Source organism: Mycolicibacter sp. MU0083, from assembly GCF_963378075.1.
GTDB classification, from domain to species: Bacteria; Actinomycetota; Actinomycetes; order Mycobacteriales; family Mycobacteriaceae; genus Mycobacterium; species Mycobacterium kokjensenii.
In genome coordinates, this window is the sequence record NZ_OY726394.1 from 3,858,334 (window position 1) to 3,884,469 (window position 26,136).

The following is a 26,136-nucleotide window of genomic DNA, read 5'->3' on the forward strand; positions in this document are numbered from 1 at the left end:
CCGGGCCGCTCACCGCTACCCCGGCGGCGATCTGAAACCGAACCCATCCCCACACGCCGATTGCGAGCCATTTCGATTTCCTCCCGACACGAGGCAACGGGTCGCTGAAACAACCCTTAACATCGGAGACGCTAACTGGTTGCAACCCAAGATTGGGTGAAGTTACTCACACTTTTTTTGGTGTATTTCACTGATCTTGTTCTCAGGTTGTGATAATGAGCCTGTTTCCGCAGCTCAGCGCCCCTGTTGGCGTCCGACCATCAAGATCAACGGAAAGACGCTTTTCAGGCTCCATGACCGGAAATCTGCCCGCGATTACCGATCTTCGGACTCGGTGGGGGTCCGGACGGACCACAGTGCGACCGCTTCCGAAGATGACCGAGGGTCAGCCGGAGGCGCCGGCCTTCCCGGGGCCGCCGGGGGCTCCGGGGGCTCCGGAGGCGCCGGCGGTGCCTGGCTGCCCCTGCACCAGCGTCTGCAACAGCCCGATCGGACCACCGGCTACGCCGCCGGGACCCTTCGCTCCGCCGGCGCCGCCACCCCCGCCGGCACCCCCGACACCCGCGGTTCCGCCGGCACCGGCCGCTCCCGCGGTGCCGTGCGCCGAGGCACCGGCCGCACCTCCCATGCCGCCGTCGCCCCCGGTGCCACCGGCGCCACCCGTACTTCCGTTGGCCCCGTTGCCCCCGTTGCCTCCGATGAGTGTGCCGAGTGCCGAGACGGTCGCGGTCGCGTTTCCGCCGGCGCCGCCGGCGCCACCTGCCGCACCGACGGCTCCGACGCCGCCGGTGCCGCCCGCGCCGCCGGTGCCACCGTTGCCGCCGTTGCCGGAGATCGAGCCGCCGGCGCCCCCGGCTCCACCGTGACCACCCAGTCCACCGCTGCCGCCGACCGCGTTCGGACCGAGCGTTCCGGCGGCCCCGCCGTCACCGCCATTTCCGCCGCGACCCGAATTGATCAGGCTGAGCAGCCCGCCGCTGGTAGCAGTGCCGCCGAGTCCCCCCGTACCGCCGGCGGCACCAGCACCGCCACCGCCGCCCTTGCCGCCGTTGGCGGCGGTGTTGCCCGCCAACGTGCCGATGAGCGCGCTGGAATTGCCGCCGTTACCGCCGTTTCCGCCGATTTGACCGCTGGTGGTCGAAGTAGTTCCGGGGCCGCCCGCGGTCGCGGGGGTGACGGTACCGATGACACAGACGCCCAGGAATATCGTGCAGGCCTGATCCGCGCCGTTGACGCCCGGCGCCGCTTGCCCGGCCGGTGCCGGCTGAGTTCCGGTGGCGCCAACGCCGCCCTTGCCGCCGTCGCCGCCTGCGCCGCCGTTGCCGATGTTGCCGCCCGCGCCACCGTTGCCGCCGTTGCCCCCGGTCCCCGCGACAGCGGTGGCCGCTGCACCGTTGCCGCCCGCGCCACCGTTGCCGGCCGCGCCGATGGGACTGGTGCCGCTCAATCCGGCCGCGCCCGCGTCCGCTCCGGTGCCGCCGGCCTTACCGCCGGCTCCCCCGAAGGTGGAATCCCCGCCGTTGCCGCCGTTACCGCCGGCGCCCAGGCTGCCACCGGATCCCGCGACACCCACGACGCCGGCCGCACCCTGCTGTCCGGTTCCGCCGGTGGCTCCGTCGCCGCCGCGGCCGCCGTCGCCGCCTATTCCGTGGGCACCGCCGGTACCGCCCGCCGTCGTCCCACCGGCCCCCGACGCCGCCGTCGCCGCCACTTCCCGCGGCACCCGCGGAACCGCCGTTGCCTCCACCACCACGCCCTGCACCGATATCGGTCCCCCCAGCGATCCCGGATGCCCCGAGTGCCCCGTTGCCGCCCGCTCCGGCATTGCCGCCCCGCCCGCCGTCACCGCCGTGGCCACCGGCACCGTTGACGCCCACCGAGCTGTTGATTCCGGTGCCCGCGTTTCCCCCGGCACCGCCGGCGCCGCCGTGCCCCCCGCTGCCGGCCGCACCACCGGCTTCACCGTTGCCGAGTCCGACTCCGGAGACCCCGGCCATGCCGACGTAGCCGGCGCCCCCGGTCCCGCCGGCACCGCCCGCTCCGCCTTGCCCGCCGTTTCCGGGCAGTCCAGGTGATTCCGGTGTGCCGCTTCCGGTTCCGTTACCGCCGTTGCCGCCGATACCGCCTGCACCGCCGACGCCACCGGCCCCACCGGCGCCGGTCTGGCTGCCCGTCCCCCGGATCCGCCGGCGCCGCCGTCGCCGCCCTTGCCGCCGCTACCGCCGGCGTACCCGCCGTTGCCGCCATTGCCTCCGTTACCCCCGGCTCCCCGCTCCCCGTCGCCACCGACGCCGTTGATCGCGCTGGCGTTCCCGCCCGCACCCCCACTTCCACCGGTCGGACCTGACGAGTCGCCGGCCGCCTGCACGGTGAACGCATCGGGGGACGCCATCTCCGACATTCCCAGAGTCGGCCGCAGTCCCGTTGCGCCGTAGGCGAATCCGTCACCGCCGTGTCCGCCGTTGCCGCCACCTGTGGCAACGGCGCCGGTGTTCCCGTCGGCTCCTGCTTGGCCCGAGCCATGGAGCCCACCTACACCGGCCGCACCCCCGACACCACCAACCCCGGCCTCACCCGGATTCGCCCCCGCACCCCCGGCACCACCATCAACACTCCACCCCACACCATCAGCACCATCACCACCATTACCCCCAGCACCCGACTCACCCCCATCGCCACCAACACCCCCATCACCGTTAACCCCGCACTACCCCAACCAACAACCCCACCCCCAGCACCACCCACACCACCGGCGCCACCCGCGCCACCATCGCCCCCACACCCGCATCCCCACCAGCACCCGCACCCACCACAAACGACCCATCCCCGACAGCACCATCACCACCAGCACCGCCAACACCCCCAACACCCCCATTGCCACCCGCACCCCCAGCACCACCCACAGCAAACAACCGCGACGCACTACCACCCCCGCGCCACCCGCACCCCCAACACCACCAACCTCACCAACACCACCCACGCCACCAACAAAACCCACATCACCGGCGGCCCCCACACCACCATCACCACCGACACCACCGGACCCACCCGCGGCAAACAACCACCCCACACCAGCGCCCCCATCACCGCCGGCACCCCCGGCTCACCCACACCACCAACACCACCAGCGCCCCCCGCACCACCAACACCCATCAACGACCCACCAGCACCCCCATCACCACCCGCGAAACCCCCACCCCCAGCACCACCGGCACCCCCATCGCCAAACCACCCCGCAGCACCACCATCACCACCGGCAACACCACTCAACGAACCGTCAAAACCCGCCCCACCATCACCGAACAACCACCCACCCGCACCACCATCGGGATCCTCCGCCGTCCCCGCCGCACCATCACCAATCGCAAACGACCCCAACAACCCATTCACCGCACCACCGACCACCACCCCCAACTCCGACCCAATCCAGGCCTCCACCCCCGCATGCAACGGCGCATACACAAACTCCTCAAACAACGCCCCCCAATCCCACGACCCCCAATCCCCCGAATCCGCCACCCCCACAACAGACCCACCCTCAACCCACCAATCCCCATCCCCCACATCCGCCCGAACCACCCCACCCCACGGCCCCAACCCCAACACCACACACACCCCCACCGCCGAGTGCCGGAAACCTCGAGCCATTTGAGTCACCCCGAATCCGTCAGCGCATGTGATGCGTGGTATTGGGCCCTTGCTTGCCGCTCAGAGTACGGTTCGGCGGAGCCTCATCCACCGAAATGAACACAGGAAAGTCAACGGCAGCTCTGCGGCGACCCTCAGATATTCCGCGCGGCTCAGCCGACCGACCAGGGCTTGAACGGGTTGACCGCGAACTGGATGACCCGATACGGCGCCCGGTCACGCGGCTGGGTATTCCACTGGCTGACGAAGACGCGGAGTTCATCCAGGGTCGAGCCCGGTGAGATGTAACCGCCGTAGGGCTGGGCCAGCCGGTTGTCGAACGGCGACGGCAGTGTCTCGACCGGCACCGGCGCCTCCGGCCAGTCGGCGTGCTGGACCACCGTGGTCACCGGCGCGGTACCCAACCCGGTCGGGTCGTAGGCCACCCGCACTTCCATGTTCCCGGTGGTGCCGTTGAAGTAGGACAACACCGGTTTTCCGTCCACCTGGCGCAGGCTCAGTTCGCCGACCTGGTCGGTCCACAACGGGGTGGGCGGGTGTCCCCAGCCGTCGGTGGACGACCAACCCTGCCAGGCCGATCGGTCGGTGAACTTCCCCGGTGCCACCCGGTACAGCCGCACCGGGGAGCTGCGGTCGAAGTTGTTGGCCACCAGGTACACCCAGCCGGTGTCCGACTCCGGCGTCGGTATCGGGTCGTAGTAGCCGCTGATCTGCGACTGCCCGGAATCCTGGTAGGAGGCCGACCGTACCGAGCCGGGGACCGTTCGCCAACCCGGTTGCGCGGCATCGGCTTTCACCAGCCGCGAGGACTGCGGTACCAGCATCTTGGCGGTGGTCACCATCAGGTAGTTGGTCCGGTTGATCGAAACCACCCCGGCCGGCAGTTGGGTGCAGCCCGCCGGTGCGGGATCGGCCAGCAGCGGCCGGTCCACCCCGAGCACTCCGATGTAACGCATCCCGTCGGGGTCGTCGACCGAGTCGGGGTCGACGCGCAGCGCGATCGGCGAGTACCAGCCGCCGTAGCCCACACCCTGCCCGGCGAAGCTGTCGCCGCAGATCTGCAGCACCGCGGCGGGGAAGGCCATGAACTCGCACAGGTCGGTGGCGCCGATTCCGTAATCACCGGTGGGAGTGCCGGTTCCGGCCGCCGGACCGACCCGGACCACCTGCCCCTCGGCCAGCGGCCACAGAATCGGGTGCGGCGCCGGGGCCGGTGGGTCCGCCTGGGCGACCGGGAGCCCGCCGGTCAGCGCCGCCAGCGCCGCAGAGGCAAGACATCCCGCCGAGCGTGCAACCATTGCGAAATTCTGGGCGAATCTTCGCAGCCGGTGCACGTTCGGCGCTTCAGGCGGCCAGAGCGTTGCCGGGAGTTATCCCGCCGCCAGCAGTTCGGCGATCTGAATCGTGTTGAGTGCCGCACCTTTACGCAGGTTGTCCCCGGAGACGAACAGCGCCAGTCCGCGGCCTTCGGGCGCACCCGGGTCGACCCGGATCCGCCCCACCAGCGAGTCGTCGGCGCCGGCGGCGGCCAACGGGGTGGGCACGTCGGTCACGGTCACGCCCGGCGCGGCGGCCAGCAACTCGGTGGCGCGCTGCGGCGACAGCGGCCGGGCGAACTCGGCGTTGATCGACAGCGAGTGACCGGTGAACACCGGCACCCGGACACAGGTTCCGCTGACCAGCAATTCGGGGACACCGAGGATCTTGCGGCTCTCGAAGCGCAGCTTCTGGTCCTCGTCGGTCTCGCCGGACCCGTCGTCGACCAGCGAGCCGGCCAGTGCCACCACGTTGAACGCGATCGGCGCGACATAGCAGTCCGGCGCCGGGAAATCGACCGCCGCACCGGAGTGCACCAGTCCTTCGGCGCCGTCGGCGACCGCCCGGACCTGGGTGGCCAACTCCTGTACGCCGGCCAGCCCGGACCCCGAAACCGCCTGGTAGGTCGAGACGATCAACCGGGTCAGGCCGGCTTCGTCGTGCAGCGGCTTGAGCACCGGCATGGCCGCCATCGTGGTGCAGTTCGGGTTGGCGATGATGCCCTTGGCCAACTTCGCTCCGCGCACGTCGCGGTCGAAGTTCACCTCGGCGACCACCAGGGGCACCTCGGGGTCCTTGCGCCACGCCGAGGAGTTGTCGATCACGGTGGCCCCGGCGGCGGCGAACCGCGGTGCCTGCACCTTCGACATCGCCCCACCCGCGGAGAACAGCGCGATGTCCAGGCCGCTCGGGTCGGCGGTCGCGGCGTCCTCGACCTCGATCTCGGCGCCCCGGAATTCCAGCTTGCGCCCGGCCGAGCGGGCCGAGGCGAAGAACCGCACCTGATCTGCCGGGAAGTTGCGCTCGGCGAGCAGGGTGCGCATCACCTGGCCGACCTGGCCGGTCGCACCGACCACACCGATGGAGACCATGATTAGCGCCCCGTCCCGCCGTAGACGGTGGCCGCCTCGTCGCCGCCGAGGCCGAACGCCTCGTGCAGCGAGACCACGGCCTTGTCCAGGTCGTCTTCGGAGCACAGCACCGAGATCCGGATCTCGGAGGTGGAGATCAGGTCGATGTTGACGCCGTTGTCGGCCAGCGTCTCGCAGAAGGTGGCCGTCACACCGGGGTGGCTGCGCATCCCGGCGCCGATCAGCGACACTTTGCCGACCTTGTCGTCGTAGAGCACCTCGGTGAAGCCGATCTCGCTCTTGAGCGATTCCAGCTTGGCCACCGCGGCCGGGCCGTTGTCCCGCGGGCAGGTGAAGGTGATGTCGGTCTTGCCGTCCTCGACCTTGGAGACGTTCTGCAGCACCATGTCGATGTTGATGTCGGCGTCGGCGACGCCGCGGAAGATCTTGGCGGCGTAGCCGGGCAGGTCGGGGATGCCGACCACGGTCACCTTGGCTTCACTGCGGTCGTGAGCGACTCCGGTCAGGATGGCGTCTTCCATGGGGATGTCCTTGATCGATCCGGAAACGATGGTGCCGGGCTTGTCCGAGTAGGAGGACCGGACATGGATGGGCAGGTGGTAGCGCCGCGCGTACTCCACGCAGCGCAACATCAGCACCTTGGCGCCGCACGCGGCGAGTTCGAGCATCTCCTCGAAGGTGACGGTGTCCAGGCGCTTGGCGTTGGGCACGATCCGCGGGTCGGCGCTGAAGATCCCGTCGACGTCGGTGTAGATCTCGCAGACGTCGGCCTTCAGGGCCGCGGCCAGCGCCACCGCGGTGGTGTCCGAACCGCCCCGGCCCAGCGTGGTGACGTCCTTGGTGTCCTGGCTGACGCCCTGGAAACCGGCGACCAGCACCACCTGGTCCTCACCGAGCGCGGCCTGCAGCCGGCCTGGGGTGACGTCGATGATCTTGGCCTTGCCGTGCACCCCGGTGGTGATGACGCCGGCCTGCGAGCCGGTGAACGAGCGGGCCTCATGCCCCAGCTCCTCGACGGCCATCGCGACCAGCGCGTTGGAGATCCGTTCGCCGGCGGTCAGCAGCATGTCCAGCTCCCGGGCCGGCGGCTCGGAGCAGACCTGTTGGGCCAGGTCCAGCAGGTCATCGGTGGTGTCGCCCATCGCCGAGCAGACCACTACGACCTGGTTGCCGGCCTTCTTGGTCCCGACGATGCGCTCGGCGACCCGGCGGACCCGGTCGGCATCGGCCACCGATGATCCGCCGTATTTCTGTACGACGAGCGCCACGGGTCGTCCTTTCAGGTCCGGATGGGGTGAACAGACCTAGCCAGGATAGTGGGACGCGCGCGTGCTAGGAATTCTGGCCGTCGAAGGAGGAATCGCCGAAGGGATCGCGGACGGTAATCCCGTCGAACTTGCGGAAGTCACGGTCGTGGGTCCAGATCGTCGAGATGCCGTGCTGGTGCATGAGTGCCGCCAGATGAGCGTCCGGTACCAGGTTGCCTCGGGGGCTTACCCCCGCCGCGACCCGCCGATAAACCTCCCAGAACCCGTCTGCCTCGCCGACGAACCGAACATGGGGCCGGGAGACAAATTGATCGATGTTGGCGCCGGCGACCTCAGGCGACAATGGCGCATCTAGCAGACCTGGGTGCGTGACGATACGCAGATAGCCGAGGGCGACTGGCCACAACAGGTAAACAAGGCCGGGACCGGCGAGGAATCGTTCGACAAGCGCCCTTGCCCGATCGTGAAACGGGCTCGCGCGATGCGTTGCGTAAACGAGGACGTTGACGTCGAATGTTTCACTCACCGGTCCAGGACCGTCCAGACCGCATCCTTGTCATCGAGGTCGACGCGGGGGCGCAGATCTGCCGTGGTCCATGCGATATCGACCACCGGCCGGGGACTGGCTGCGAGCGCCTGCGCGAGCAGTTCGGATACCAACTGCCCCAGAGTCTTGCGCTCGGCGCGCTGACGAATCTTCAACCTGCGCAGAATGTCGTCATCAAGGTCGATTGTGGTCCTCATGCATCTGATGCTTCCATTGATCGCATCTGATGCGCAATCCACTTGCGCTGCGAGTTTCTCCTGCTTTCCTCGGCGCGGTAGACTTCCCTACGTGCTGCGCGCGCTCCTGCTCGGACGCCGCGACGGGGTCTGACCGAGACCGGCTTCCCGTCGCGGGTTTCGTCGATGCGCCGGTCTGAGTCCCCTGGACACGTCCTGACTAGCCGGAGCGAACATCATGACTACTTTTTCCAGCCCTTCCAGCGCTGACGCTTTCACGTCTTCCCGCGCCATCACCAAGCCCGCGGGTCCCCCCAGTCCGGGCCAGCCGTCCTGGAACCCCCAGCGGGGTTCGGCGATGCCGGTCAACCGTTACCGCAGCTTCGCCGACGAGGTCGAGCCCATCACACTGTCGGACCGCACCTGGCCCGACCGCGTCATCGACCGTGCCCCGCTGTGGTGTGCGGTCGACCTGCGCGACGGCAACCAGGCGCTGATCGACCCGATGAGCCCGGCCCGCAAGCGCCGGATGTTCGACCTGCTGGTGTCGATGGGCTACAAGGAGATCGAGGTCGGGTTCCCCTCGGCCAGCCAGACCGACTTCGACTTCGTCCGCGAGATCATCGACGACGGCGCGGTGCCCGACGACGTCACCCTGCAGGTGCTGACCCAGTGCCGTGACGAGCTGATCGAGCGCACCTTCGAGGCCTGCTCGGGCGCGCCGAGCGTGATCGTGCACTTCTACAACTCGACGTCGATCCTGCAGCGGCGGGTGGTGTTCCGCGCCGACCAGGACGCGGTGCAGGCGATCGCGGTGGCCGGGGCCCGCAAATGCCTGGAGGAGGCCGCCAAGCACCCGGGCACCCGGTGGCGCTACGAGTACTCCCCGGAGTCCTACACCGGGACCGAACTCGAGTACGCCAAGCGGGTCTGCGACGCCGTCGGCGACGTCATCCAACCGACGCCGGACAACCCGATCATCTTCAACCTGCCCGCCACCGTGGAGATGGCGACCCCGAACGTCTACGCCGACTCGATCGAGTGGATGAGCCGCAACCTCGCCCGCCGGGACTCGGTGATCTTGAGCCTGCACCCGCACAACGACCGCGGCACCGCGGTGGCCGCCGCCGAACTGGGCTATCAGGCCGGGGCGGACCGGATCGAGGGCTGCCTGTTCGGCAACGGTGAGCGCACCGGCAACGTCTGCCTGGTGACGCTGGGGCTGAACATGTTCTCCCGCGGCGTGGACCCGCAGATCGACTTCTCCAACATCGACGAGATCCGTCGCACCGTGGAGTACTGCAACCAGCTCAACGTGCCCGAGCGGCACCCCTACGGCGGTGACCTGGTCTACACCGCGTTCTCCGGCAGCCACCAGGACGCCATCAACAAGGGCCTGGACCAGATGAAGATCGACGCCGACGCCGCCGACTCCGACGTCGACGACATCCTCTGGCAGGTGCCCTACCTGCCGATCGACCCGCGCGACGTGGGCCGCACCTACGAGGCGGTGATCCGGGTCAACTCGCAGTCCGGCAAGGGCGGCGTGGCCTATGTGATGAAGACCGACCACGGCCTGGTGCTGCCGCGCCGGCTGCAGATCGAGTTCTCCCGCGTCATCCAGCAGCTCACCGACGGCGAGGGCGGCGAGGTCACCCCCAAGGAGATGTGGGATGCCTTCGCCGACGAATACCTGAACCCGATCACGCCGCTGGAACGGATGCACCAGAAGTTGATCGCCGCCGAGACCGACGACGGCACCGACCGCATCGAAGCCGTCGTGCTGGTCGACGGGGTGGAGACCGAGATCGCCGGTGAGGGCAACGGCCCGCTGGCGGCATTCGTCGATGCGTTGGGGCACATCGGCGTCCAGGTGAACGTGCTGGACTACTCCGAGCACGCCATGAGCGCCGGCGAAGAGGCCCAGGCCGCGGCGTATGTGGAGGCGCAGATCGGTGGCAACACCGTGTGGGGTGTGGGGATCGCGCCGTCGATCACCACCGCGTCACTGCGGGCGGTGGTCTCCGCGGTGAACCGGGCGGCTCGCACGTAGTCCGCGGGCACGTGCACACCCCAACGACAGGTTGCGCTCAGCTTCAAGTCGGTGGATAGTCAGCCACATCGGCTTAGGTCGGATACTCACCGAAGTCCGGTAAGGCAGATCGGGGGGCACCGTGAGCATTCGCCGGATCACACTCCTGCCGGGCATCGTCCTAGGCGCTGCCCTGGGCGGTGTGGCACTGGTCGGCGCAGTCGCCAACGCTGACCCGTCGAATCAACCGTTCAGCCCCAACGACTTCAGCCACTGGCCGTCGTCGCAACTGGGCTCGGACTACGACTATGACTTCACCGACTCCAAGGATCTCGGGTCGATTCCGGGCATCAACTACACCGCCTACCAAACCACGACGAACTGGCAGATCTTCGACTCCGACGGCAACACCACCGGCTCATTCGACAGCATCCTGACGCATTACCAGCTCGGCCCACCATTCCCGTTGGTCCCGTTCGCCTACGTGGTCGACTCCAACGTGGTCAGCGACAGTGCCGGTACCGGCCTACCGGCCGGGACGACGTGGGATGCCTCCGGTTTGCAGTTGGCCGGGTTCACGCTGTTCGGTTCGCAATCGGTCAGCTTGCCCGACGACATGACCGCGGACTTCTTCACGTTCTTCGGCATCGCCAACGAAGTGGTGACATCGGACGCGGGCATCACGGACTACCTGTACGTGTTCGGTCCCGACCCCATCCTGCTCTTCGACATCCCGGCCTGAGGCCGCCTCAGAACAGCGAGATCTGGTCCCCGGGAGCCCCGTCGTCGACGAAGTCCTCGATGCCGGTGCCCGGGACGACGCCGCCGACCCCGCCCACCCGCGCCATGAAGTCGTCGTCGGAGACCGTCGGCACCCCGAGTTCGTGCGCCAGATAGCCCTTGCCCTGCTCGGGCCGGTCGTCGTTGCAGATCACCAGTGAGGTGTGGGCGTCGACGACGTCGCTGTAGGCCAGCCCGGCGTGCAGGATGCGTTCGACGAGTTCCTCGTGGGTACGGGTGCATTCGGCCGACAACGCCACCCGCATGCCCTGCACCAGCGGGCGGCCCCGCACATAGCGGCCCGGGTTGAGGTAGGCGCACGGCATCCGCGAGGCCAGCGCCTTGAGCGGTCGCAGTTCCTCGTGGGTGATGCGGCCGTTGGGCCAGCACCGCCGGGTCACCGGCCGCACCGGCAGCCACACGTCGCGCTCCCGGGCGCGCTGCAGGGACGGCTGCAGCACCCCGGCCAGCACCCGGGCGTCGTCGAGCGCGTCGTGCGCCCGGGTCTGCACCACGCCCCAGTGCGCCGCCAGCGTCTGCAACCGCAGGTTGGGCAGCCCCAGATCCAGCCGGCGCGCCAACTCCAGCGTGCACATCACCGAGTCCACCGGCAGCACGGCGCCGGCCATCTCGGCTTCGGCGGCCAGGAAGGTGTAGTCGAATGCGACGTTGTGGGCGACCAGGGTGCGTCCGGCCAGCAGTTCGGTGATCTCGTCGACGACGTCGGCGAACTGCGGCTGGCCGGCCAGCATCTCCGCGGTCAGCCCGTGCACATGCGTGGGGCCCGGGTCGGTGCCCGGATTGACCAGGTGTGACACCGACTGCTCCACCCGGCCCTCGGCGTCGAGCGCCAGCGCGGCGACGCTGAGCACCCGGGCCTGGCCGGGCCGGAAGCCCGAGGTCTCGACGTCGACCACCACCCAGCCGTCGCCGGGTTCACGGGCCGGGCGCCCCCACCGCGCACTCATGTGACGAGGATGACATGCCCCGGTGACGTATGCGGGTCCCCACCGCCCGTGTCGCCGACTTAACCGGCGGCCCTAAACTCACGGCCATGATCACCGCCCGCGGACGCCTGGCGCTGGCCGCCGGCGCCACGGCCCGGTGGGCGTCGCGGGTGACCGGCCGCGGTGCGGGCGCCATGATCGGCGGCCTGATCGCGATGACCCTGGATCGCTCGATCCTGCGGCAGCTCGGCGCCGGCCGACGCACCGCGATCGTCACCGGCACCAACGGCAAGTCGACCACCACCCGCATGCTCGCGGCCGCACTGGCCGACCTGGGCCCGGTGGCCACCAACTCCGAGGGCGCCAACATGGACGCCGGGCTGGTCGCCGCGCTGGCCGCCGACCGGACCGCGCAGCGGGCCGCCCTCGAGGTCGACGAGATGCACGTCCCGCATGTCTTGGACGCAGTAGATGCCGCGGTGATCGTCTTGCTCAACCTGTCCCGCGACCAGCTGGACCGGGTCGGTGAGATCAACGCCGTGGAGCGCGCGCTGCGCACCGGCCTGGCTCGGCATCCGGACGCGGTGGTGGTGGCCAACTGCGACGACGTGCTGATGACCTCGGCGGCCTACGACTGTCCCCGGGTGATCTGGGTGGCCGCGGGCGCCGGCTGGTCCGGCGACTCGGTCAGCTGCCCGCGCAGCGGCGAGCTGATCGACCGGCGCGACGGCCATTGGCGTTCCACCGGAAGCGATTTCAGCCGCCCCACCCCGCAGTGGTGGTTCGATGACGACGCGTTGTACGGCCCGGACGGGCTGGTGCTGCCGATGCGGCTGGCGCTGCCGGGAACCGTCAACCGCGGCAACGCCGCCCAGGCGGTGGCCGCCGCGGTCGCCCTCGGCGCCGATCCCGCCCAGGCGGTGGCCGCGGTGTCGGCGGTCGACGAGGTGGCCGGCCGCTACCGCAGCGTGCAGGTCGGCGAGCACACCGTGCGGATGCTGCTGGCCAAGAATCCGGCCGGCTGGCAGGAGGCGCTGTCGATGGTCGACCACCACGCCGCCGGGGTGGTGATCGCGGTCAACGGCCAGGTGCCCGACGGCGAGGACCTGTCCTGGCTGTGGGATGTGCGCTTCGAGCACTTCGACCAGGTGCAGGTGGTGGCGGCCGGCGAACGCGGCACCGACCTGGCGGTGCGACTGGGCTATGCCGACGTGGCGCACACCCTGGTGCACGACACCCTCGCGGCGATCGCGTCGTGTCCGCCGGGGCACGTCGAGGTCGTCGCCAACTACACCGCGTTCCTGGCGTTGCAGCGGAGGTTGGGTGATGGCTGAGCCGGTGCGGATCGGGCTGGTGCTGCCGGATGTGATGGGCACCTACGGCGACGGGGGCAACGCGGTGGTGCTGCGCCAGCGCCTGCGCCTGCGCGGCATTCCCGCCGAGATCGTCGAGATCACCCTGGCCGACCCGGTGCCCGAGTCGTTGGACCTCTACACCCTGGGCGGCGCCGAGGACTACGCGCAGCGGTTGGCCACCCGGCACCTGATCACCCACCCGGGCCTGCAGCGCGCCGCGGCCCGCGGTGCCCCCGTACTGGCGATCTGCGCCGCCATCCAGGTGCTCGGGCACTGGTATGAGACCTCCGCGGGGGAACGCGTCGACGGGGTGGGCCTGCTGGACCTGACCACCTCCCCGCAGGACGCGCGCACCATCGGCGAAGTGGTCGGCACACCGCTGTTGGCCGGGTTGACCCAACCGCTGACCGGATTCGAGAACCACCGCGGCGGCACCGTGCTGGGGCCGGACGCGTCGCCGTTGAGCGCGGTCACCAAGGGGGCCGGTAACCGGGCCGGCGACGGTTACGACGGCGCGGTGCAGGGCAGCGTCATCGCCACCTATCTGCACGGGCCGTGCCTGGCCCGCAACCCGGAGCTGGCCGACCTGCTGCTGGCGAGGGTGGTCGGTGACCTGCCGCCGCTCGAGCTGCCCGAAGTGAACCTGCTGCGCCGAGAACGGTTGGCATGACCGGGGACCCCGGCGTCGCCGAAGCCGCGATCGAGATCTCGCAGCGGCTCTACGACCGCCTGGCCGAAACCATCGGGGTCATCGAGGATCAGGTGGCCCGGGAATCACCCGAGTTGGCCGCGGACTCTCCGCTGTTGGCGTTGCTGCACCAGACCGTCAGCGCCAACGTCGACGCGTATTTCTCGGCGATCCGGCACAACATTCCGGTCGCCGAGGTCACCGCGCCCGCCGTCGCACTCGAGCATGCCCGGCGACTGGCGCAACGCGGGGTGCCGGTCAACGCACTGGTGCGCGGCTACCGGCTGGGCCATTCGGTGGCACTGCAGGTGGTGCTGGAGGAGATCCGTTCCGCGCGCATGGATCCCGACCTGAGCCTGAGTGTGCTCGGCGCGATGTCGACGTTGATGTTCGGCTACATCGACGAGATGTCGCAACAGGTGGTGGCGGTCTACCAGGCCGAGCGGGAACGCTGGCTGGACAGTCGAAATGCGGTGCGCGCGTTGCGGGTCCGCGAGATCCTCGCCGACGAGGGCACCGATGTCGATGCGATGACGACCGCGATCCGCTACCCGCTGCGGCGCACCCATGTGGGGATCGTGGTGTGGTATCCCGACGCCAACGAGGACCGGCTGACCGCGGCGGAGGGATTCGTCAAGCAGCTGGCCGACACGCTGCCGGTGCACGGCGCGCCGTTGTTCATCCCCGCCGACAGCACCACCGGGTGGGCGTGGCTGCCGCTGGCCTCGGAGGCCGCGGACGGCGTGGTGGAACGGATCCGCGCCGGCGCCCACGACGCGGCCGATCAGCCGTGGGTGGCGATCGGCGAACCGCTGCCCGGTGTGGAGGGTTTCCGCCGGTCGCATCAGCAGGCGCTGGCCGCCCACACCCTGGCCGCGGCGTCCGGGGTGCCGGCCAACCGGGTCAGTGCCGCCGGTGATCCCGGATTGTCGGCCGCCGCGCTGCTGGGCGGTGAGAACGTGGCCGCCGCCCGGGCCTGGGTCGCCGAGGTGCTCGGCCCGCTGGCCGCCGACACCGAGGGCGACGGCCGGCTGCGCGACACCCTGCGGGTGTTCCTGCGGACCGGTTCCAGCTTCAAAGCGGCCGGTGAACAACTGCACTTCCACGTCAACACCGTCAAATACCGGGTGCAGCGGGCCGTCGAGCGGCGGGGCCGCCCGATCGCCGAGGACCGCCTGGACGTGGAGATCGCCCTGCTGCTGTGTCAGTGGTACGGCACCAGCGTGTTGTCCCCCTTGTCTCCCGAAGCCGAATAGCCGGCCGTTTCTTGGCCGCGCGGGACGAGCGGCCCGCCCGCCGCACTGCCTAGCGTCAGCATCATGAACACCAATACGGCCAGTGCGATCTGGCAGGACAAGAAACGCCACCTGTGGCTGCTGGGCCTGGTGGTGCCCACCATGTTGTTTCTGATGCTGCCCCTGGTGTGGGCGATGAACCAGGCCGGCTGGCACCTCGCCTCCCAGATCCCGCTGTGGATCGGGCCGTTCCTGGTCTACCTGCTGCTGCCCACGGTGGACCTGTGGGTCGGCGCCGACGGGCAGAACCCGCCCGACGAGGTGATGGAAGCCCTGGAGAACGACAAGTACTACCGCTACGCCACCTACGCCTACATCCCGTTCCAGTACGCCAGCGCCGTGTTCGGCGCCTACCTGTTCACCGCATCCGATCTGAGCTGGCTCGGCTACGACGGTCCGCTGGGCTGGCTGGGCAAGATCGGGGTGGCGCTGACCACGGCGACGGTCGCCGGGGTCGGCATCAACACCGCCCACGAGCTGGGCCACAAGCGGGAGTCGGTGGAGCGCTGGCTGGCCAAGATCACCCTGGCCCAGGTCTGCTACGGCCACTTCTACGTCGAGCACAACCGCGGCCACCACGTCCGCGTCGCCACCCCGGAAGACCCCGCGTCGGCGCGGTTCGGCGAATCGTTCTGGGAGTTCTTGCCGCGCAGCGTGATCGGCGGCATCCGGTCGGCATGGCACCTGGAGGCGCAGCGCATCCGCCGGACCGGCCGCAGCCCGTGGAACCCGCGCACCTGGGCGGACAACGACGTGCTCAACGCGCTGGCGATCTCGGTGCTGTTCTGGGGTGTGCTGCTGGCCGTGTTCGGCGTGGCACTGATCCCCTATCTGCTGATCAACGCCCTCTACGGATCGTCGCTGCTGGAGTCGGTGAACTACCTGGAGCACTACGGGCTGGTGCGGCAGAAGCTGGACAGCGGCCGCTACGAGCGCTGCACGCCGCAGCACAGCTGGAACTCCGACCACATGGTCACCAACCTGTTCCTCTACCACCTGCAGCGGCACAGCGACCACCACGCCAACCCGACCCGGCGCTACCAGACGCTGCGCAGCTTCGACGACTCACCGAACCTGCCGGCCGGCTACGGCGCGCTGATCGGGGTGACCTACTTCCCGCCGGTGTGGCGGAAGCTGATGGACCACCGGGTCCTCGAGCACTACGCCGGTGACATCACCCGGGCCAACATCTCGCCGCGCCGCCGGGAGAAGATCCTGGCCCGCTACGGGGTGTCGGCCTGATGGCCGGCTACGGCTGCCCGGGCTGCGGCTACGTCTACGACGAGGCCGCCGGGGAACCCCGGGAGGGGTTCCCGCCCGGGACGCCCTGGCAGCAGGTGCCCGACGACTGGACCTGCCCGGATTGTGCGGTACGCGAGAAGCTGGATTTCCAACCGACGGGAGAGAACCGATGAGCGACTACAAACTGTTCCGGTGCCTGCAGTGCGGCTTCGAATACGACGAGGCGCTGGGCTGGCCGGAAGACGGCATCGCGCCCGGCACCCGCTGGGCCGAGATCCCCGAGGACTGGAGCTGCCCGGACTGCGGCGCGGCGAAGGCCGACTTCGAGATGGTGGAGGTGGCGCGGCCGTGAGCGACGCCGGCACGGTGATCGTGGGCGGCGGACTGGCGGCGGTCCGCACCGCCGAACAACTGCGCCGCAACGGCTACACCGACCCGATCACCGTCGTCGGCGCCGAGGACCACCCGCCCTACGACCGGCCACCGCTGTCCAAGCAGATGCTGCGCGGCGAGGTCGACGACGTGGCCTTGAAACCGACGGCGTTCTACGACGACAACGCCATCACGTTGCGGCTGGGGGCGGCGGCCTGGGCCGTCGACGTCGACGCGCACACCGTGGCGTTGGCCGACGGCGAGACGCTCGGCTACGACCGGCTGGTGATCGCCACCGGCCTGGTGCCGCAACGCATCCCGTCGTTGGGCGAGGTGGACGGCATCTGTGTGCTGCGGTCGCTCGACGACTGTGTGGCATTGCGCGGGCGGGCCGCCGCGGCGCGTCGCGCCGTGGTGATCGGTGCGGGGTTCATCGGCTGTGAGGTCGCCGCCGCACTGCGCAGCCGGGGGTTGGCGGTGGTACTGGTGGAGTCGCAGGCCGCGCCGCTGGCCGGGGTGCTCGGTGCGCAGGCCGGGGCGTTGATCGCCCGACTGCACCGCGACGAGGGCGTCGACGTGCGCACCGGGGTGCAGGTGGCCTCGGTTACCGGCGACGATCACGTCGAGGCGGTGACGCTGTCGGACGGCTCGGTGCTGGCGGCCGACCTGGTGGTGGTCGGTGTCGGGTCGCGTCCGGCCACCGAATGGCTGACCGGCAGCGGTATCGACGTGGCCGACGGCGTGGTCTGCGATGCGGTCGGACGGACCGGCGCCGCGGATGTGTGGGCGATCGGTGATGTGGCGTCGTGGCGCGATGCCGCCGGCGCGCAGGTCCGCGTCGAGCATTGGAGCAATGTCGCCGAGCAGGCCCGGATCATGGTGGCGGCGATGCTGGGGTCGGCGCCGGTCGCGGCCGGGGTGCCCTACTTCTGGAGCGACCAGTACGACGTCAAGATCCAATGCCTGGGGCATCCGCGCGCCGGGGACACCGTGCACCTGGTCGAGGACTACGACGTGGCGAGCCGCCGGTTCCTGGCCTATTACGAGCGCGACGGGAGGCTGGCGGCGGTGGTGGGTGCCGGTGTGCCGGAGAAGATCCGCGCCGCCCGCGCCCTGATCGCCGGTGGGGTGGCGATCACCGACGTGCTGCAACCGGTTTAGTTTCTCCCCGGCCGCCAGCCACGGGACCGTAGCGCCGCGGTTACCCGCGCGATCACCTCGGCGGGATCGTCTTCGTTGATGACGCGGATGTTGTTCCGGCCCAAAGCTTCCAACTTGCGTTGGCGCTTGTGGTCCCTGACGTATTGCAGGCGGTCCTTGCGGTGTTGATCGCCGTCGTACTCCGCGGACACCAGGTACTCCTCCCATCCCTCCCCCGCAAGCGGGCGGTACCCCCAGTCCAGGAAGGCGAACGGCCGGTAGCCGCGGTCGCAGACCGGGATCTGGGTGGTGGGGATCGGGAGACCGGCGTCGATCAGCAGCAGTCGCAGCCCGGTCTCCTTCGGAGAGGCCGCCCCGGCGTCGATGAGCGGCAGCACGCTGCGCAGCCGGCGCAGGCCACGGGCACCTTTGTGGTGCTCGGCGATCAGCAACACGTCCTCGGCGCGCAACGAACGGGCGCGGGCCAGCGCGTCGAGCCGAGCCAGCGCGTCGCCGCGGGGCAGCAACCGGCCCAGATCGTAGGCGGTGCGCGCCGGGGTGGTGACCGGGATCCGGCCCGCCTGGGTGATCTCGTCGTCGCGCAGGGTTTCGTCGTGCACGATCAGGCCGGGCTGCTTCCGCATGGTGCCGTCGATGAGGTCGATGTCGATGTCGTCGTCGACCCACTCCGCGTAGTGCAGGCCGGACGCCGCGACTCCGGCGATCACCCCAGTTCGCCCGGAAGCCAGCCAAGCGGCCGTCGCCCGATCACGGAGGGTGGGGGTGGAGTGCTTCGGCAGATAGATCCCGCGGTACAGCGGGCGGTACCACCGTTTGAGTTCGTGGCGGGTCACCCGGCCGGCGGCTATCGCCGCGCCGGCTACGAAGACCCCTTCCATAGCGGCAGAGTGCCAGCCGACACCGACATCGCGTTCTCCCCTTCCCTCCCCTTCGCCGAGACCGACGTTTTGCAGAGAAAGTGCGAGAAGGGTCCTGCAAAACGTCGGTTTCGCGGGGAGAGAGGCCGGCGGGTGCGCCCCGCGGGCGGGGGATCCGGCTCAGGCCATCGCGCGGCGGCCGGTGAAGGCCCGCCCCAAGGTCAGCTCGTCGGCGAACTCCAGGTCGCCGCCCATCGGCAACCCGGACGCCAGGCGCGTCACGCTCAGCCCGGGGATGTCCCGCAGCATCCGCACCAGGTAGGTGGCGGTGGCCTCGCCCTCGGTGTTGGGGTCGGTGGCGATGATCACCTCGCTGACGTCCACCCCGTCGATGCGCTCCCCGACCCGGTTGAGCAGTTCACGGACCCGCAACTGGTCCGGGCCGATCCCCGATAGCGGATCCAGCGCCCCGCCCAGTACGTGGTAGCGGCCGCGGAACTCCCGGGTGCGCTCGATGGCCGCGACGTCCTTGGGTTCCTCGACGACGCAGATCTGGGCGACGTCGCGGCGCGCGTCCGAGCAGATCCGGCAGCGCTCGGCATCGGAGACGTTGCCGCAGACCTCGCAGAACCGCACCCCGTCACGGACTTTGGTCAACACCGCGGTGAGCCGATCGATCTCCGGCGGTTCCACCGACAACAGGTGGAACGCGATCCGCTGGGCGCTCTTGGGCCCGATGCCGGGCAGCTTGCCCAGCTCGTCGATCAGGTCCTGAACCGGGCCTTCAAACAAGGGGGAACACCTAGGCCCCCGGCATGCCGAGTGCGCCGCCCATGCCGCCGGCCAGCGGAGACAGCCGCTCCTGGGCCAGTTTGTGCGCCTTCTTCGAGGCGTCGGCGAGCGCGCCCACCAGCAGATCCTGCAGCGTCTCGATGTCCTCGGGGTAGACGACCTTGGGGTCGATCTGCACGGCGAGCACCTCACCGCTGCCGTTGGCGGTGACCTTGACCAGCCCGTTGCCGGCTTCGCCGTGCACCTCGGTGACCGCCAACTCCTGCTGCGCGGCCAGCAGTCGCTGCTGCATCTGCTGGGCCTGAGCCAGCAGCGCCGACATGTCGGGCGGGCCTCCTGGTTGCATGACACTCCCCTTGCATCGTCGTTCGCGAGGTCTCGACCGGGTTGCGGCTTGATTTCAGCTGGGCAGACCCCGCGCGTGTGAGAAACCCAGCGTAGTCGGCATCGGCCTACCGTGGCGGCGTGCGCCTACCAGTTCTCTCGCGTGTCGGTATCGCGGTCACCGCAGGCCTGCTGGCGGCGGCCGCGGTCCCGAGCGCCCCGCTGTCCTCGGCCGCCCCGAACAACATCGCCGGGATGATCGTGTTCCTCGACCCCGGCCACAGCGGCGCCGGCGACCCCGCCGCGCTGAACCGCCAGGTGCCCAATGGCCGCGGCGGCACCAAGAACTGCCAGACCACCGGCACCGCGACCAACTCCGGCTACCCCGAGCACAGCTTCGCCTGGGACACCACGCTGCGACTCCGTCAGGCCCTGACCGCGATGGGTGTGCGCACCGCGATGTCCCGCGGCGACGACAACGGGCCGGCACCGTGCATCGACGCCCGTGCCGCGGCGGCCAACGCGCTGCATCCCAGCGCCATCGTGTCCATCCACGCCGACGGCGGGCCTGCCGGCGGCCGCGGATTCCACGTCAACTACTCGGCGCCGCCGCTGAACCCGGCCCAGGAGGGGCCGGCCGTACGGCTCGCCCAGGTCATGCGCAGCCAGTTGCAGGCCTCGGGGATTCCACCGGCGAACTACATCGGCACCGACGGCCTCAAGGGCCGGGCCGACCTGGCCGGGCTGAACCTGGCCGAGTACCCGTCGGTGCTGGTCGAGTTGGGCAACATGAAGAATCCGACCGACGCGGCCCTGATGGAGAGCCCGGCGGGCCGGCAGCGCTACGCCGAGGCGATGGCCCGCGGGGTCGCCGGCTTCTTGAGCAGTCAGGCGCAACTGCCCTGACCCGACCGGGTGCGCGCCCGGTGATCCGCGGCTAGCGTGGATGGTGATGTCTGTTCGGCCGGCCGAAACACCGACATCCCACGCGCGGGGGGTGCAGCTTCTGCTGGATAGCTACCGCAACATCCCCGACGGCGAGTCGGTCCGGCTGGCCAAACCCACCACCAACCTGTTCCGGGCGCGCGCCAGACGCCGGGCGCCGGGACTGGACACCTCGGGGCTGGCCGACGTCATCGCGGTGCACCCGGAGACACGCACCGCCGACGTCGGCGGGATGTGCAGCTATGAGGACCTGGTCGCCGCCACCCTGCCGTTCGGGTTGGCGCCGTTGGTGGTCCCGCAGCTGAAGACGATCACCGTCGGGGGTGCGGTCAGCGGCCTGGGAATCGAGTCGGCGTCGTTCCGCAACGGGCTTCCGCACGAGTCGGTGCTGCAGATGGAGGTGCTGACCGGTGCCGGTGAGCTGCTGACGGTATCCCGGGACAAACACCGCGACCTGTTTCAGGCGTTTCCGAATTCGTATGGCACGTTGGGGTATTCGACGCGACTGCAGATCGAGCTGGAGCCGGTCAAGCCGTTCGTCGCATTGCGGCACATCCGGTTCGATTCGCTGTCGGAGCTGGTGTCGGCGATGGACCGCATCATCGACACCGGCGGGTTCGACGGGGTCGCGGTGGACTACCTCGACGGGGTGGTGTTCAGCCCCGCGGAGAGCTACCTGTGTCTGGGGATCCAGACCGATGTCCCCGGCGCGGTCAGCGACTACACCGGCCAGCGGATCTACTACCGGTCGATCCGGCATCCGGAAGGCGTCAAGGACGACCGGTTGACCGTCGCCGACTACCTGTGGCGTTGGGACACCGACTGGTTCTGGTGTTCGCGGGCGTTCGGGGTCCAGCGGCCGCTGGTGCGGCGTTGGTGGCCGCGGCGGTACCGGCGCAGCAGCGTCTACGCGAAACTGGTTGCCTACGACCAGCGTTTCGGCATCGCCGACCGGATCGAGAAGCGTCACCACCGCCCGCCGCGGGAACGGGTCGTCCAGGACGTCGAGGTGCCGTTGGGGCGCTGCGTGGAGTTCCTGGACTGGTTCTTCGCCCACGTGCCGATCCAGCCGGTGTGGCTGTGCCCGTTGCGACTGCGCGCCGACGAGCAGTGGCCGCTGTACCCGATCCGGCCCAACCGCACCTACGTCAACATCGGGTTCTGGTCGTCGGTCCCGGCCGGTGCCACCGAGGGCGCCACCAATCGGCTGATCGAGGCGAAGGTCGGCGAACTCGACGGCCACAAGTCGCTGTACTCCGACTCCTACTACACCCCGGCGGAGTTCGACGAACTCTACGGCGGCGCGGCCTACCGGGCGGTCAAGGAGATCTACGACCCCGATGCGCGGCTGCTGGACCTCTACGACAAGGCGGTGCGGCGGCGATGACGACGGCCGGCCGACTCAGCCTGGCCCAGGTGCTGCAGACCCTGGCGACCGACGGCCGGCTGCCGCTGCGGTTCACCGCCTACGACGGATCCACCGCCGGGCCCGAGGACGCGCCGCTGGGGCTGGATCTGCTGACCCCGCGGGGCACCACCTACCTGGCCACCGCACCGGGCGACCTGGGGATGGCCCGCGCCTACGTCGCCGGGGACCTGGGGGTGCACGGCGTTCACCCGGGCGACCCCTACCTGCTGCTCAAGTCGCTCGCCGACGAGCTGCACTTCAAGCGGCCCTCCCCGCGGGTGCTGGCCTCGATCGTGCGCTCGATCGGGGTGGAGCATCTGGTGCCGGTCGCGCCGCCGCCGCAGGAGCACCTGCCCCGCTGGCGACGCATCGCGGAAGGACTGCGGCACAGCAGATCTCGGGATGCCGATGCGATCCACCATCACTACGACGTGTCCAACGACTTCTACACGTGCGTGCTGGGCCCGTCGATGACCTACACCTGCGCGGTCTACCCGGATCCGGGCGCGACGCTTGAGCAGGCCCAGGAGAACAAGTACCGGCTGATCTTCGAGAAACTGCGCCTGTCCCCCGGCGATCGCCTGCTGGACGTGGGCTGCGGCTGGGGTGGCATGGTGCGTTACGCCGCCCGCCACGGGGTGCATGCGATCGGTGCGACGCTCTCGGCCGAGCAGGCCCGTTGGGCGCAGCGCGCCATCGACGACGAGGGGTTGTCCGACCGTGCCGAGGTGCGGCACTGCGACTACCGCGACGTGCCCGAGTCGGGGTTCGACGCGGTCTCCTCGATCGGGATGACCGAGCACGTCGGTGTCGCGAACTACCCCGGCTACTTCGGGTTCCTGAAGTCGCGGCTGCGCCCCGGCGGACTGCTGCTGAATCACTGCATCACCCGCGCCGACAACCGATCCGGCCCCAAGGCAGGGGATTTCATCGACCGCTACGTGTTCCCCGACGGGGAGTTGGCCGGCTCGGGCCGCATCATCAGCGAGATCCAGGACGCCGGCCTGGAGGTGCTGCACACCGAGAATCTGCGCGGCCACTACGCGCTGACGCTGCGGGATTGGTGCGCCAACCTGGTGGCGCACTGGGACGAAGCGGTCGCCGAGGTCGGTGTGGCCACCGCGAAGGTGTGGGGCCTGTATCTGGCGGGGTCGCGGTTGGGCTTCGAGCACAACGTGATTCAGCTGCACCATATGCTGGCGGCCAACGGTGGCGACGTCGGCGGGACGGCCGGGGCCGGGATGCCGTTGCGGCCGTGGTGGCGGCCTTAGCGCCGGGCGAAGGCCGGGGCGCGCTCGGGTCGCACCCCCACCCCGACCAGGAACGCCGGGATACCCGCCAGCCACGGCAGCCTGGTCAACACGGTGCCCACGGCCGCGGGCGGGCTCAGGTTCGCCCCGCGCAGGATCGGGCCCAGCGCCCGGTGCGCCACCCGCTGTGCGGTCTGGGTGATGACGGTGGGCACCTGACGGCGCCGTTGCACGGCGGCCAGCTCACGCCGGCTCACCCGGCCTTCGCGTAGCGGTTGCGCCAGGATGGTCGCGGCGGCCACCGCGTCCTGCACCGCCAGATTGATGCCGACACCGCCCACCGGGGACATCGCATGCGCGGCGTCGCCGATGCACAGCAGGCCGTCGATGCTCCAGTGCCGCAAGCGATTCACCCGAACATCGAGGTGTTTGACATCGTCCATGGTGCGCAGTGCCGCAGCGGATTCCTCGGCTTCGGGGATGAGCTCCACCACGTCCCGGCGGAACGCCTCGATGCCGCGCGCCCGCTTGTCCGCATCGGTGCCTTTGCGCCCCAGATAGGCCACCTGATAGTAGCTGTCGCGGGGGATCATGATCGCGGCCCGGCCGGGGCCCAGGCGGGGCAGCAGGGTGGGTTCGCCGGCGCGGTCGTTGGGCAGCCGGAACCACCACACATCGAAGTTCACCGGAAACTCTCGGGAGTGCAGGCCGGCCTCGTGGCGCGCGATGGACCAGCGTCCGTCGCAGGCGACGGTGAGGGCGGCACGCAGTTCGCCGTCGCCGTTCCCGTCCCGGTAGCGCACCCCGGCCACCCGGCCGTCGTCGTGCAGTAGCCCGGTGACCTCGGTCTGCATCCGCAGGGTGAACGTCGGCTCGGCCTGCGCGGCTTCGGCGAGCAGGTTGAGCAGATCCCACTGCGGCACCATCGCGATGTAGGGGTGCGGCTGGCGGCGCAACCGGCCGAAGTCGACGACGGTGACGTCGCGGCCGGCCACATCGAGGCTGACCTGGTGAATCTCACTGCGGGCCAACGTCTCGAAGCGTTCCCACAATCCGAGTTCGTCGAGCAGCCGCAACGTGGTGGGGTGCACGGTGTCGCCGCGGAAGTCCCGCAGGAAATCGGCGTGCTTCTCCAGCAGCGTCACCTGCACGCCCGCCCGGGCCAGCAGCAGACCCAGCACCATGCCCGCGGGTCCGCCACCGACGATCGCGCAGGTGGTGGTGTCCGTCATGTCGCCCATCGCGGTGCCACGTTACGCGGGTTTGAGGTGCCGTCCCGGCGGTTATCCGCATCTGGGCAAGGGGGGACCCATCATGATGGTGAAAACGCAGCCGACCACCAGCACTCCGACCGCCACCGACGGCAGACTCGGCTTGGCCGAGGTCTTGATGCTGCTCGCCGGCGGCGGGCAGCCGCCGCTGAAGATCTCCGCCTACGACGGCAGCAGCATCGGGCCGGGCGACGCGGCGCTGGGGGTGGAGTTGCTGACCCCGCGGGCCACCAACTATCTGGCGACCTCGCCGGGCCAGCTCGGCATCGCGCGGGCCTACGTCGCCGGTGATCTGGAACTGCGCGGGGTACATCCGGGCGATCCCTACCCGGTGCTAAACGCCTTGACCGATCTGGAGTTCCGGCATCCGGCGCCGCGGGCGCTGGCCAACATCGTGCGCTCTATCGGGCTCAAGAACCTCAAGCCGATCGCGCCGCCGGCGGAGGAAGCGCCGCCGCGCTGGCGCCGGGCCGTCGACGGTCTGCGGCACTCCAGGGCCCGCGACGCCGACGCCATCCACCACCACTACGACCTGTCCAACACCTTCTACGAATGGGTGTTGGGCCCGTCGATGACCTACAGCTGTGCGATCTACCCGCGCGCCGACGCGACGCTGGAGGAGGCCCAGGAGAACAAGTATCGGCTGATCTTCGAGAAGCTGCGTCTGCAACCCGGCGACCGACTGCTCGACGTGGGCTGCGGCTGGGGCGGCATGGTCCGTTACGCCGCCCGCCACGGTGTGCACGTACTCGGGGTGAGCCTGTCGGGCGAGCAGGTGGCGCGGGCCCAGCGCGACATCGTCGCCGAGGGCCTGTCGGAGCTGGCCGAGGTGCGCTACAGCGACTACCGGGATGTGCGCGAGGCCGGGTTCGACGCCGTTTCGTCGATCGGGGTCAGCGAACACATCGGGGTGCGCCACTACCGCTCCTATTTCGGTTGCCTCAAATCGAAGCTGCGCACCGGCGGGTTACTGCTGAATCAGTGCGTGACGCTGCCGGACAACTCGACCTACCGCGGTGACGCGTTCACCGACCGGTACGTGTTCCCCGACGGCGAGATCACCGGGTCGGGCCGCGTCATCTCCGCCATCCAGCAGACCGGGCTGGAGGTGCTGCACGAGGAGGACTTCCGGCACCACTACGCGATGACGCTACGGCAGTGGGGCCGCAACCTGGTGGCGCACTGGGACGACGCCGTCGCCGAGGTCGGGCTGGGCCGGGCCAAGGTGTGGGGGCTCTACATGGCGGCGTCGGTGCTGTGCTTCGAACGCAACCTGTTCCAGTTGCATCAGGTGCTGGCCAGCAACGTCGACGACGACGGCGACGACGATCTGCCGCTGCGGCCTTGGTGGCAGCCTTAGCAGGCCGTGG

The 26,136-nt window shown here is 69.8% G+C and carries 27 protein-coding genes; 13 read left to right on the forward strand and 14 right to left on the reverse strand.

The annotated features are described in order from the left end of the window. Window positions 1–385: 385 nt before the first annotated feature. The 9 genes from RCP38_RS18080 to RCP38_RS18120 all read right to left on the reverse strand — a co-directional run bounded on the left by RCP38_RS18080 (window position 386) and on the right by RCP38_RS18120 (window position 8,068). Window positions 386–2,392 (reverse strand): hypothetical protein, encoded by a 2,007-nt coding sequence (locus RCP38_RS18080; protein ID WP_308474286.1) that lies wholly within the window; start codon window positions 2,390–2,392, stop codon window positions 386–388. A 140-nt stretch (window positions 2,393–2,532) separates the two neighbouring features. Next, window positions 2,533–2,691: a hypothetical protein gene (locus RCP38_RS18085; RefSeq protein ID WP_308474287.1), complete on the reverse strand. Its 159-nt coding sequence runs from the start codon at window positions 2,689–2,691 to the stop codon at window positions 2,533–2,535. Between the two features lie 16 nt (window positions 2,692–2,707). Further along, on the reverse strand, window positions 2,708–2,923 hold the full coding sequence (locus RCP38_RS18090; protein WP_308474284.1) for a hypothetical protein: 216 nt from the start codon (window positions 2,921–2,923) through the stop codon (window positions 2,708–2,710). After that, window positions 2,923–3,438 (reverse strand): PGRS repeat-containing protein, encoded by a 516-nt coding sequence (locus tag RCP38_RS18095; protein WP_308474288.1) that lies wholly within the window; start codon window positions 3,436–3,438, stop codon window positions 2,923–2,925. Before RCP38_RS18095 ends, RCP38_RS18090 begins: the two co-directional genes overlap by 1 nt. A gap of 362 nt (window positions 3,439–3,800) precedes the next feature. Then, window positions 3,801–4,946: a DUF4185 domain-containing protein gene (locus RCP38_RS18100; protein WP_308474289.1), complete on the reverse strand. Its 1,146-nt coding sequence runs from the start codon at window positions 4,944–4,946 to the stop codon at window positions 3,801–3,803. A 72-nt stretch (window positions 4,947–5,018) separates the two neighbouring features. Then, window positions 5,019–6,056, reverse strand: a complete 1,038-nt coding sequence (locus tag RCP38_RS18105) for an aspartate-semialdehyde dehydrogenase (protein ID WP_308474290.1) — start codon at window positions 6,054–6,056, stop codon at window positions 5,019–5,021. 2 nt (window positions 6,057–6,058) lie between these two features. Continuing rightward, window positions 6,059–7,324 carry an aspartate kinase gene (locus RCP38_RS18110; RefSeq protein ID WP_308474291.1) on the reverse strand — a complete coding sequence of 422 codons (1,266 nt, stop codon included), beginning with the start codon at window positions 7,322–7,324 and terminating at the stop codon, window positions 6,059–6,061. A 64-nt stretch (window positions 7,325–7,388) separates the two neighbouring features. Continuing rightward, window positions 7,389–7,850, reverse strand: a complete 462-nt coding sequence (locus tag RCP38_RS18115) for a type II toxin-antitoxin system VapC family toxin (protein ID WP_308474292.1) — start codon at window positions 7,848–7,850, stop codon at window positions 7,389–7,391. Continuing rightward, the gene (locus tag RCP38_RS18120; RefSeq protein ID WP_308474293.1) at window positions 7,847–8,068 is read right to left on the reverse strand and encodes an antitoxin; all 222 of its coding nucleotides are present in this window, start codon (window positions 8,066–8,068) and stop codon (window positions 7,847–7,849) included. Before RCP38_RS18120 ends, RCP38_RS18115 begins: the two co-directional genes overlap by 4 nt. 217 nt (window positions 8,069–8,285) lie before the next feature. On the opposite strand from RCP38_RS18120, the gene leuA reads away from it, so the two are divergent. Together leuA and RCP38_RS18130 are read left to right on the forward strand one after the other, a co-directional pair. Next, on the forward strand, window positions 8,286–10,100 hold the full coding sequence (leuA, locus tag RCP38_RS18125; RefSeq protein ID WP_308474294.1) for a 2-isopropylmalate synthase: 1,815 nt from the start codon (window positions 8,286–8,288) through the stop codon (window positions 10,098–10,100). 121 nt (window positions 10,101–10,221) lie between these two features. Then, complete coding sequence (locus RCP38_RS18130) at window positions 10,222–10,821, forward strand: hypothetical protein (RefSeq protein WP_308474295.1); 600 nt, start codon at window positions 10,222–10,224, stop codon at window positions 10,819–10,821. A gap of 7 nt (window positions 10,822–10,828) precedes the next feature. On the opposite strand, the gene RCP38_RS18135 is transcribed toward RCP38_RS18130, so the two are convergent. Then, entirely contained in the window at window positions 10,829–11,827 is a 999-nt protein-coding gene (locus tag RCP38_RS18135) for a DEDDh family exonuclease (protein ID WP_308474296.1), read from the reverse strand. Between the two features lie 86 nt (window positions 11,828–11,913). On the opposite strand from RCP38_RS18135, the gene RCP38_RS18140 reads away from it, so the two are divergent. From RCP38_RS18140 to RCP38_RS18170, 7 genes are all read left to right on the forward strand, one after another. Then, window positions 11,914–13,140 (forward strand): Mur ligase family protein, encoded by a 1,227-nt coding sequence (locus tag RCP38_RS18140; protein WP_308474297.1) that lies wholly within the window; start codon window positions 11,914–11,916, stop codon window positions 13,138–13,140. Next, entirely contained in the window at window positions 13,133–13,831 is a 699-nt protein-coding gene (locus tag RCP38_RS18145) for a type 1 glutamine amidotransferase (protein WP_308474298.1), read from the forward strand. The genes RCP38_RS18140 and RCP38_RS18145 overlap by 8 nt, the downstream gene beginning before the upstream one ends. Next, a complete protein-coding gene (locus tag RCP38_RS18150; RefSeq protein ID WP_308474299.1) occupies window positions 13,828–15,105 on the forward strand; it encodes a PucR family transcriptional regulator in 1,278 nt (425 codons plus the stop codon). Before RCP38_RS18145 ends, RCP38_RS18150 begins: the two co-directional genes overlap by 4 nt. A gap of 63 nt (window positions 15,106–15,168) precedes the next feature. Further along, window positions 15,169–16,386 carry an alkane 1-monooxygenase gene (locus RCP38_RS18155; protein WP_308474300.1) on the forward strand — a complete coding sequence of 406 codons (1,218 nt, stop codon included), beginning with the start codon at window positions 15,169–15,171 and terminating at the stop codon, window positions 16,384–16,386. Beyond that, window positions 16,386–16,559: a rubredoxin gene (locus RCP38_RS18160; RefSeq protein ID WP_308474301.1), complete on the forward strand. Its 174-nt coding sequence runs from the start codon at window positions 16,386–16,388 to the stop codon at window positions 16,557–16,559. Before RCP38_RS18155 ends, RCP38_RS18160 begins: the two co-directional genes overlap by 1 nt. Next, window positions 16,556–16,738 (forward strand): rubredoxin, encoded by a 183-nt coding sequence (locus RCP38_RS18165; protein WP_308474302.1) that lies wholly within the window; start codon window positions 16,556–16,558, stop codon window positions 16,736–16,738. Before RCP38_RS18160 ends, RCP38_RS18165 begins: the two co-directional genes overlap by 4 nt. Beyond that, on the forward strand, window positions 16,735–17,919 hold the full coding sequence (locus tag RCP38_RS18170; RefSeq protein WP_308474303.1) for an NAD(P)/FAD-dependent oxidoreductase: 1,185 nt from the start codon (window positions 16,735–16,737) through the stop codon (window positions 17,917–17,919). Before RCP38_RS18165 ends, RCP38_RS18170 begins: the two co-directional genes overlap by 4 nt. Here the strand turns inward: RCP38_RS18170 and RCP38_RS18175 are convergent. From RCP38_RS18175 to RCP38_RS18185, 3 genes are all read right to left on the reverse strand, one after another. Beyond that, complete coding sequence (locus tag RCP38_RS18175; RefSeq protein WP_308474304.1) at window positions 17,916–18,797, reverse strand: hypothetical protein; 882 nt, start codon at window positions 18,795–18,797, stop codon at window positions 17,916–17,918. The genes RCP38_RS18170 and RCP38_RS18175 overlap by 4 nt on opposite strands. A gap of 159 nt (window positions 18,798–18,956) precedes the next feature. Then, window positions 18,957–19,568 carry a recombination mediator RecR gene (gene recR, locus RCP38_RS18180; protein WP_308474305.1) on the reverse strand — a complete coding sequence of 204 codons (612 nt, stop codon included), beginning with the start codon at window positions 19,566–19,568 and terminating at the stop codon, window positions 18,957–18,959. Between the two features lie 10 nt (window positions 19,569–19,578). Then, on the reverse strand, window positions 19,579–19,914 hold the full coding sequence (locus tag RCP38_RS18185) for a YbaB/EbfC family nucleoid-associated protein (protein WP_308474306.1): 336 nt from the start codon (window positions 19,912–19,914) through the stop codon (window positions 19,579–19,581). A gap of 119 nt (window positions 19,915–20,033) precedes the next feature. Between RCP38_RS18185 and RCP38_RS18190 the strand changes: the two genes are divergently transcribed. The 3 genes from RCP38_RS18190 to RCP38_RS18200 are packed head-to-tail and all read left to right on the forward strand — an operon-like array spanning window position 20,034 to window position 23,516. Continuing rightward, window positions 20,034–20,798: an Rv3717 family N-acetylmuramoyl-L-alanine amidase gene (locus RCP38_RS18190; protein ID WP_308474307.1), complete on the forward strand. Its 765-nt coding sequence runs from the start codon at window positions 20,034–20,036 to the stop codon at window positions 20,796–20,798. Window positions 20,799–20,844: 46 nt separating this feature from the next. Further along, window positions 20,845–22,224 carry an FAD-binding oxidoreductase gene (locus RCP38_RS18195; RefSeq protein ID WP_308474308.1) on the forward strand — a complete coding sequence of 460 codons (1,380 nt, stop codon included), beginning with the start codon at window positions 20,845–20,847 and terminating at the stop codon, window positions 22,222–22,224. Further along, window positions 22,221–23,516: a class I SAM-dependent methyltransferase gene (locus RCP38_RS18200; RefSeq protein WP_308474309.1), complete on the forward strand. Its 1,296-nt coding sequence runs from the start codon at window positions 22,221–22,223 to the stop codon at window positions 23,514–23,516. The genes RCP38_RS18195 and RCP38_RS18200 overlap by 4 nt, the downstream gene beginning before the upstream one ends. On the opposite strand, the gene RCP38_RS18205 is transcribed toward RCP38_RS18200, so the two are convergent. Further along, on the reverse strand, window positions 23,513–24,727 hold the full coding sequence (locus tag RCP38_RS18205; RefSeq protein WP_308477406.1) for an FAD-dependent oxidoreductase: 1,215 nt from the start codon (window positions 24,725–24,727) through the stop codon (window positions 23,513–23,515). The two genes, RCP38_RS18200 and RCP38_RS18205, sit on opposite strands and share 4 nt — an antisense overlap. Before the next feature lie 85 nt (window positions 24,728–24,812). Between RCP38_RS18205 and RCP38_RS18210 the strand changes: the two genes are divergently transcribed. After that, window positions 24,813–26,126, forward strand: coding sequence for a class I SAM-dependent methyltransferase (locus RCP38_RS18210; protein ID WP_308477408.1), 1,314 nt, complete (start codon window positions 24,813–24,815; stop codon window positions 26,124–26,126). Window positions 26,127–26,136: the final 10 nt, after the last annotated feature.

Bases quoted from the DNA above. Each gene is read 5' to 3' on its own strand.
- RCP38_RS18080 (WP_308474286.1), bottom strand. From the start codon at position 2,392: ATGGCGTCCCCCGATGCGTTCACCGTGCAGGCGGCCGGCGACTCGTCA.
- RCP38_RS18085 (WP_308474287.1), bottom strand. From the start codon at position 2,691: ATGGGGGTGTTGGTGGCGATGGGGGTGAGTCGGGTGCTGGGGGTAATG.
- RCP38_RS18100 (WP_308474289.1), bottom strand. From the start codon at position 4,946: ATGGTTGCACGCTCGGCGGGATGTCTTGCCTCTGCGGCGCTGGCGGCG.
- RCP38_RS18105 (WP_308474290.1), bottom strand. From the start codon at position 6,056: ATGGTCTCCATCGGTGTGGTCGGTGCGACCGGCCAGGTCGGCCAGGTG.
- RCP38_RS18120 (WP_308474293.1), bottom strand. From the start codon at position 8,068: ATGAGGACCACAATCGACCTTGATGACGACATTCTGCGCAGGTTGAAG.
- leuA (WP_308474294.1), top strand. From the start codon at position 8,286: ATGACTACTTTTTCCAGCCCTTCCAGCGCTGACGCTTTCACGTCTTCC.
- RCP38_RS18135 (WP_308474296.1), bottom strand. From the start codon at position 11,827: ATGAGTGCGCGGTGGGGGCGCCCGGCCCGTGAACCCGGCGACGGCTGG.
- RCP38_RS18140 (WP_308474297.1), top strand. From the start codon at position 11,914: ATGATCACCGCCCGCGGACGCCTGGCGCTGGCCGCCGGCGCCACGGCC.
- RCP38_RS18145 (WP_308474298.1), top strand. From the start codon at position 13,133: ATGGCTGAGCCGGTGCGGATCGGGCTGGTGCTGCCGGATGTGATGGGC.
- RCP38_RS18150 (WP_308474299.1), top strand. From the start codon at position 13,828: ATGACCGGGGACCCCGGCGTCGCCGAAGCCGCGATCGAGATCTCGCAG.
- RCP38_RS18155 (WP_308474300.1), top strand. From the start codon at position 15,169: ATGAACACCAATACGGCCAGTGCGATCTGGCAGGACAAGAAACGCCAC.
- RCP38_RS18160 (WP_308474301.1), top strand. From the start codon at position 16,386: ATGGCCGGCTACGGCTGCCCGGGCTGCGGCTACGTCTACGACGAGGCC.
- RCP38_RS18165 (WP_308474302.1), top strand. From the start codon at position 16,556: ATGAGCGACTACAAACTGTTCCGGTGCCTGCAGTGCGGCTTCGAATAC.
- RCP38_RS18175 (WP_308474304.1), bottom strand. From the start codon at position 18,797: ATGGAAGGGGTCTTCGTAGCCGGCGCGGCGATAGCCGCCGGCCGGGTG.
- RCP38_RS18185 (WP_308474306.1), bottom strand. From the start codon at position 19,914: ATGCAACCAGGAGGCCCGCCCGACATGTCGGCGCTGCTGGCTCAGGCC.
- RCP38_RS18195 (WP_308474308.1), top strand. From the start codon at position 20,845: ATGTCTGTTCGGCCGGCCGAAACACCGACATCCCACGCGCGGGGGGTG.
- RCP38_RS18200 (WP_308474309.1), top strand. From the start codon at position 22,221: ATGACGACGGCCGGCCGACTCAGCCTGGCCCAGGTGCTGCAGACCCTG.
- RCP38_RS18205 (WP_308477406.1), bottom strand. From the start codon at position 24,727: ATGACGGACACCACCACCTGCGCGATCGTCGGTGGCGGACCCGCGGGC.
- RCP38_RS18210 (WP_308477408.1), top strand. From the start codon at position 24,813: ATGGTGAAAACGCAGCCGACCACCAGCACTCCGACCGCCACCGACGGC.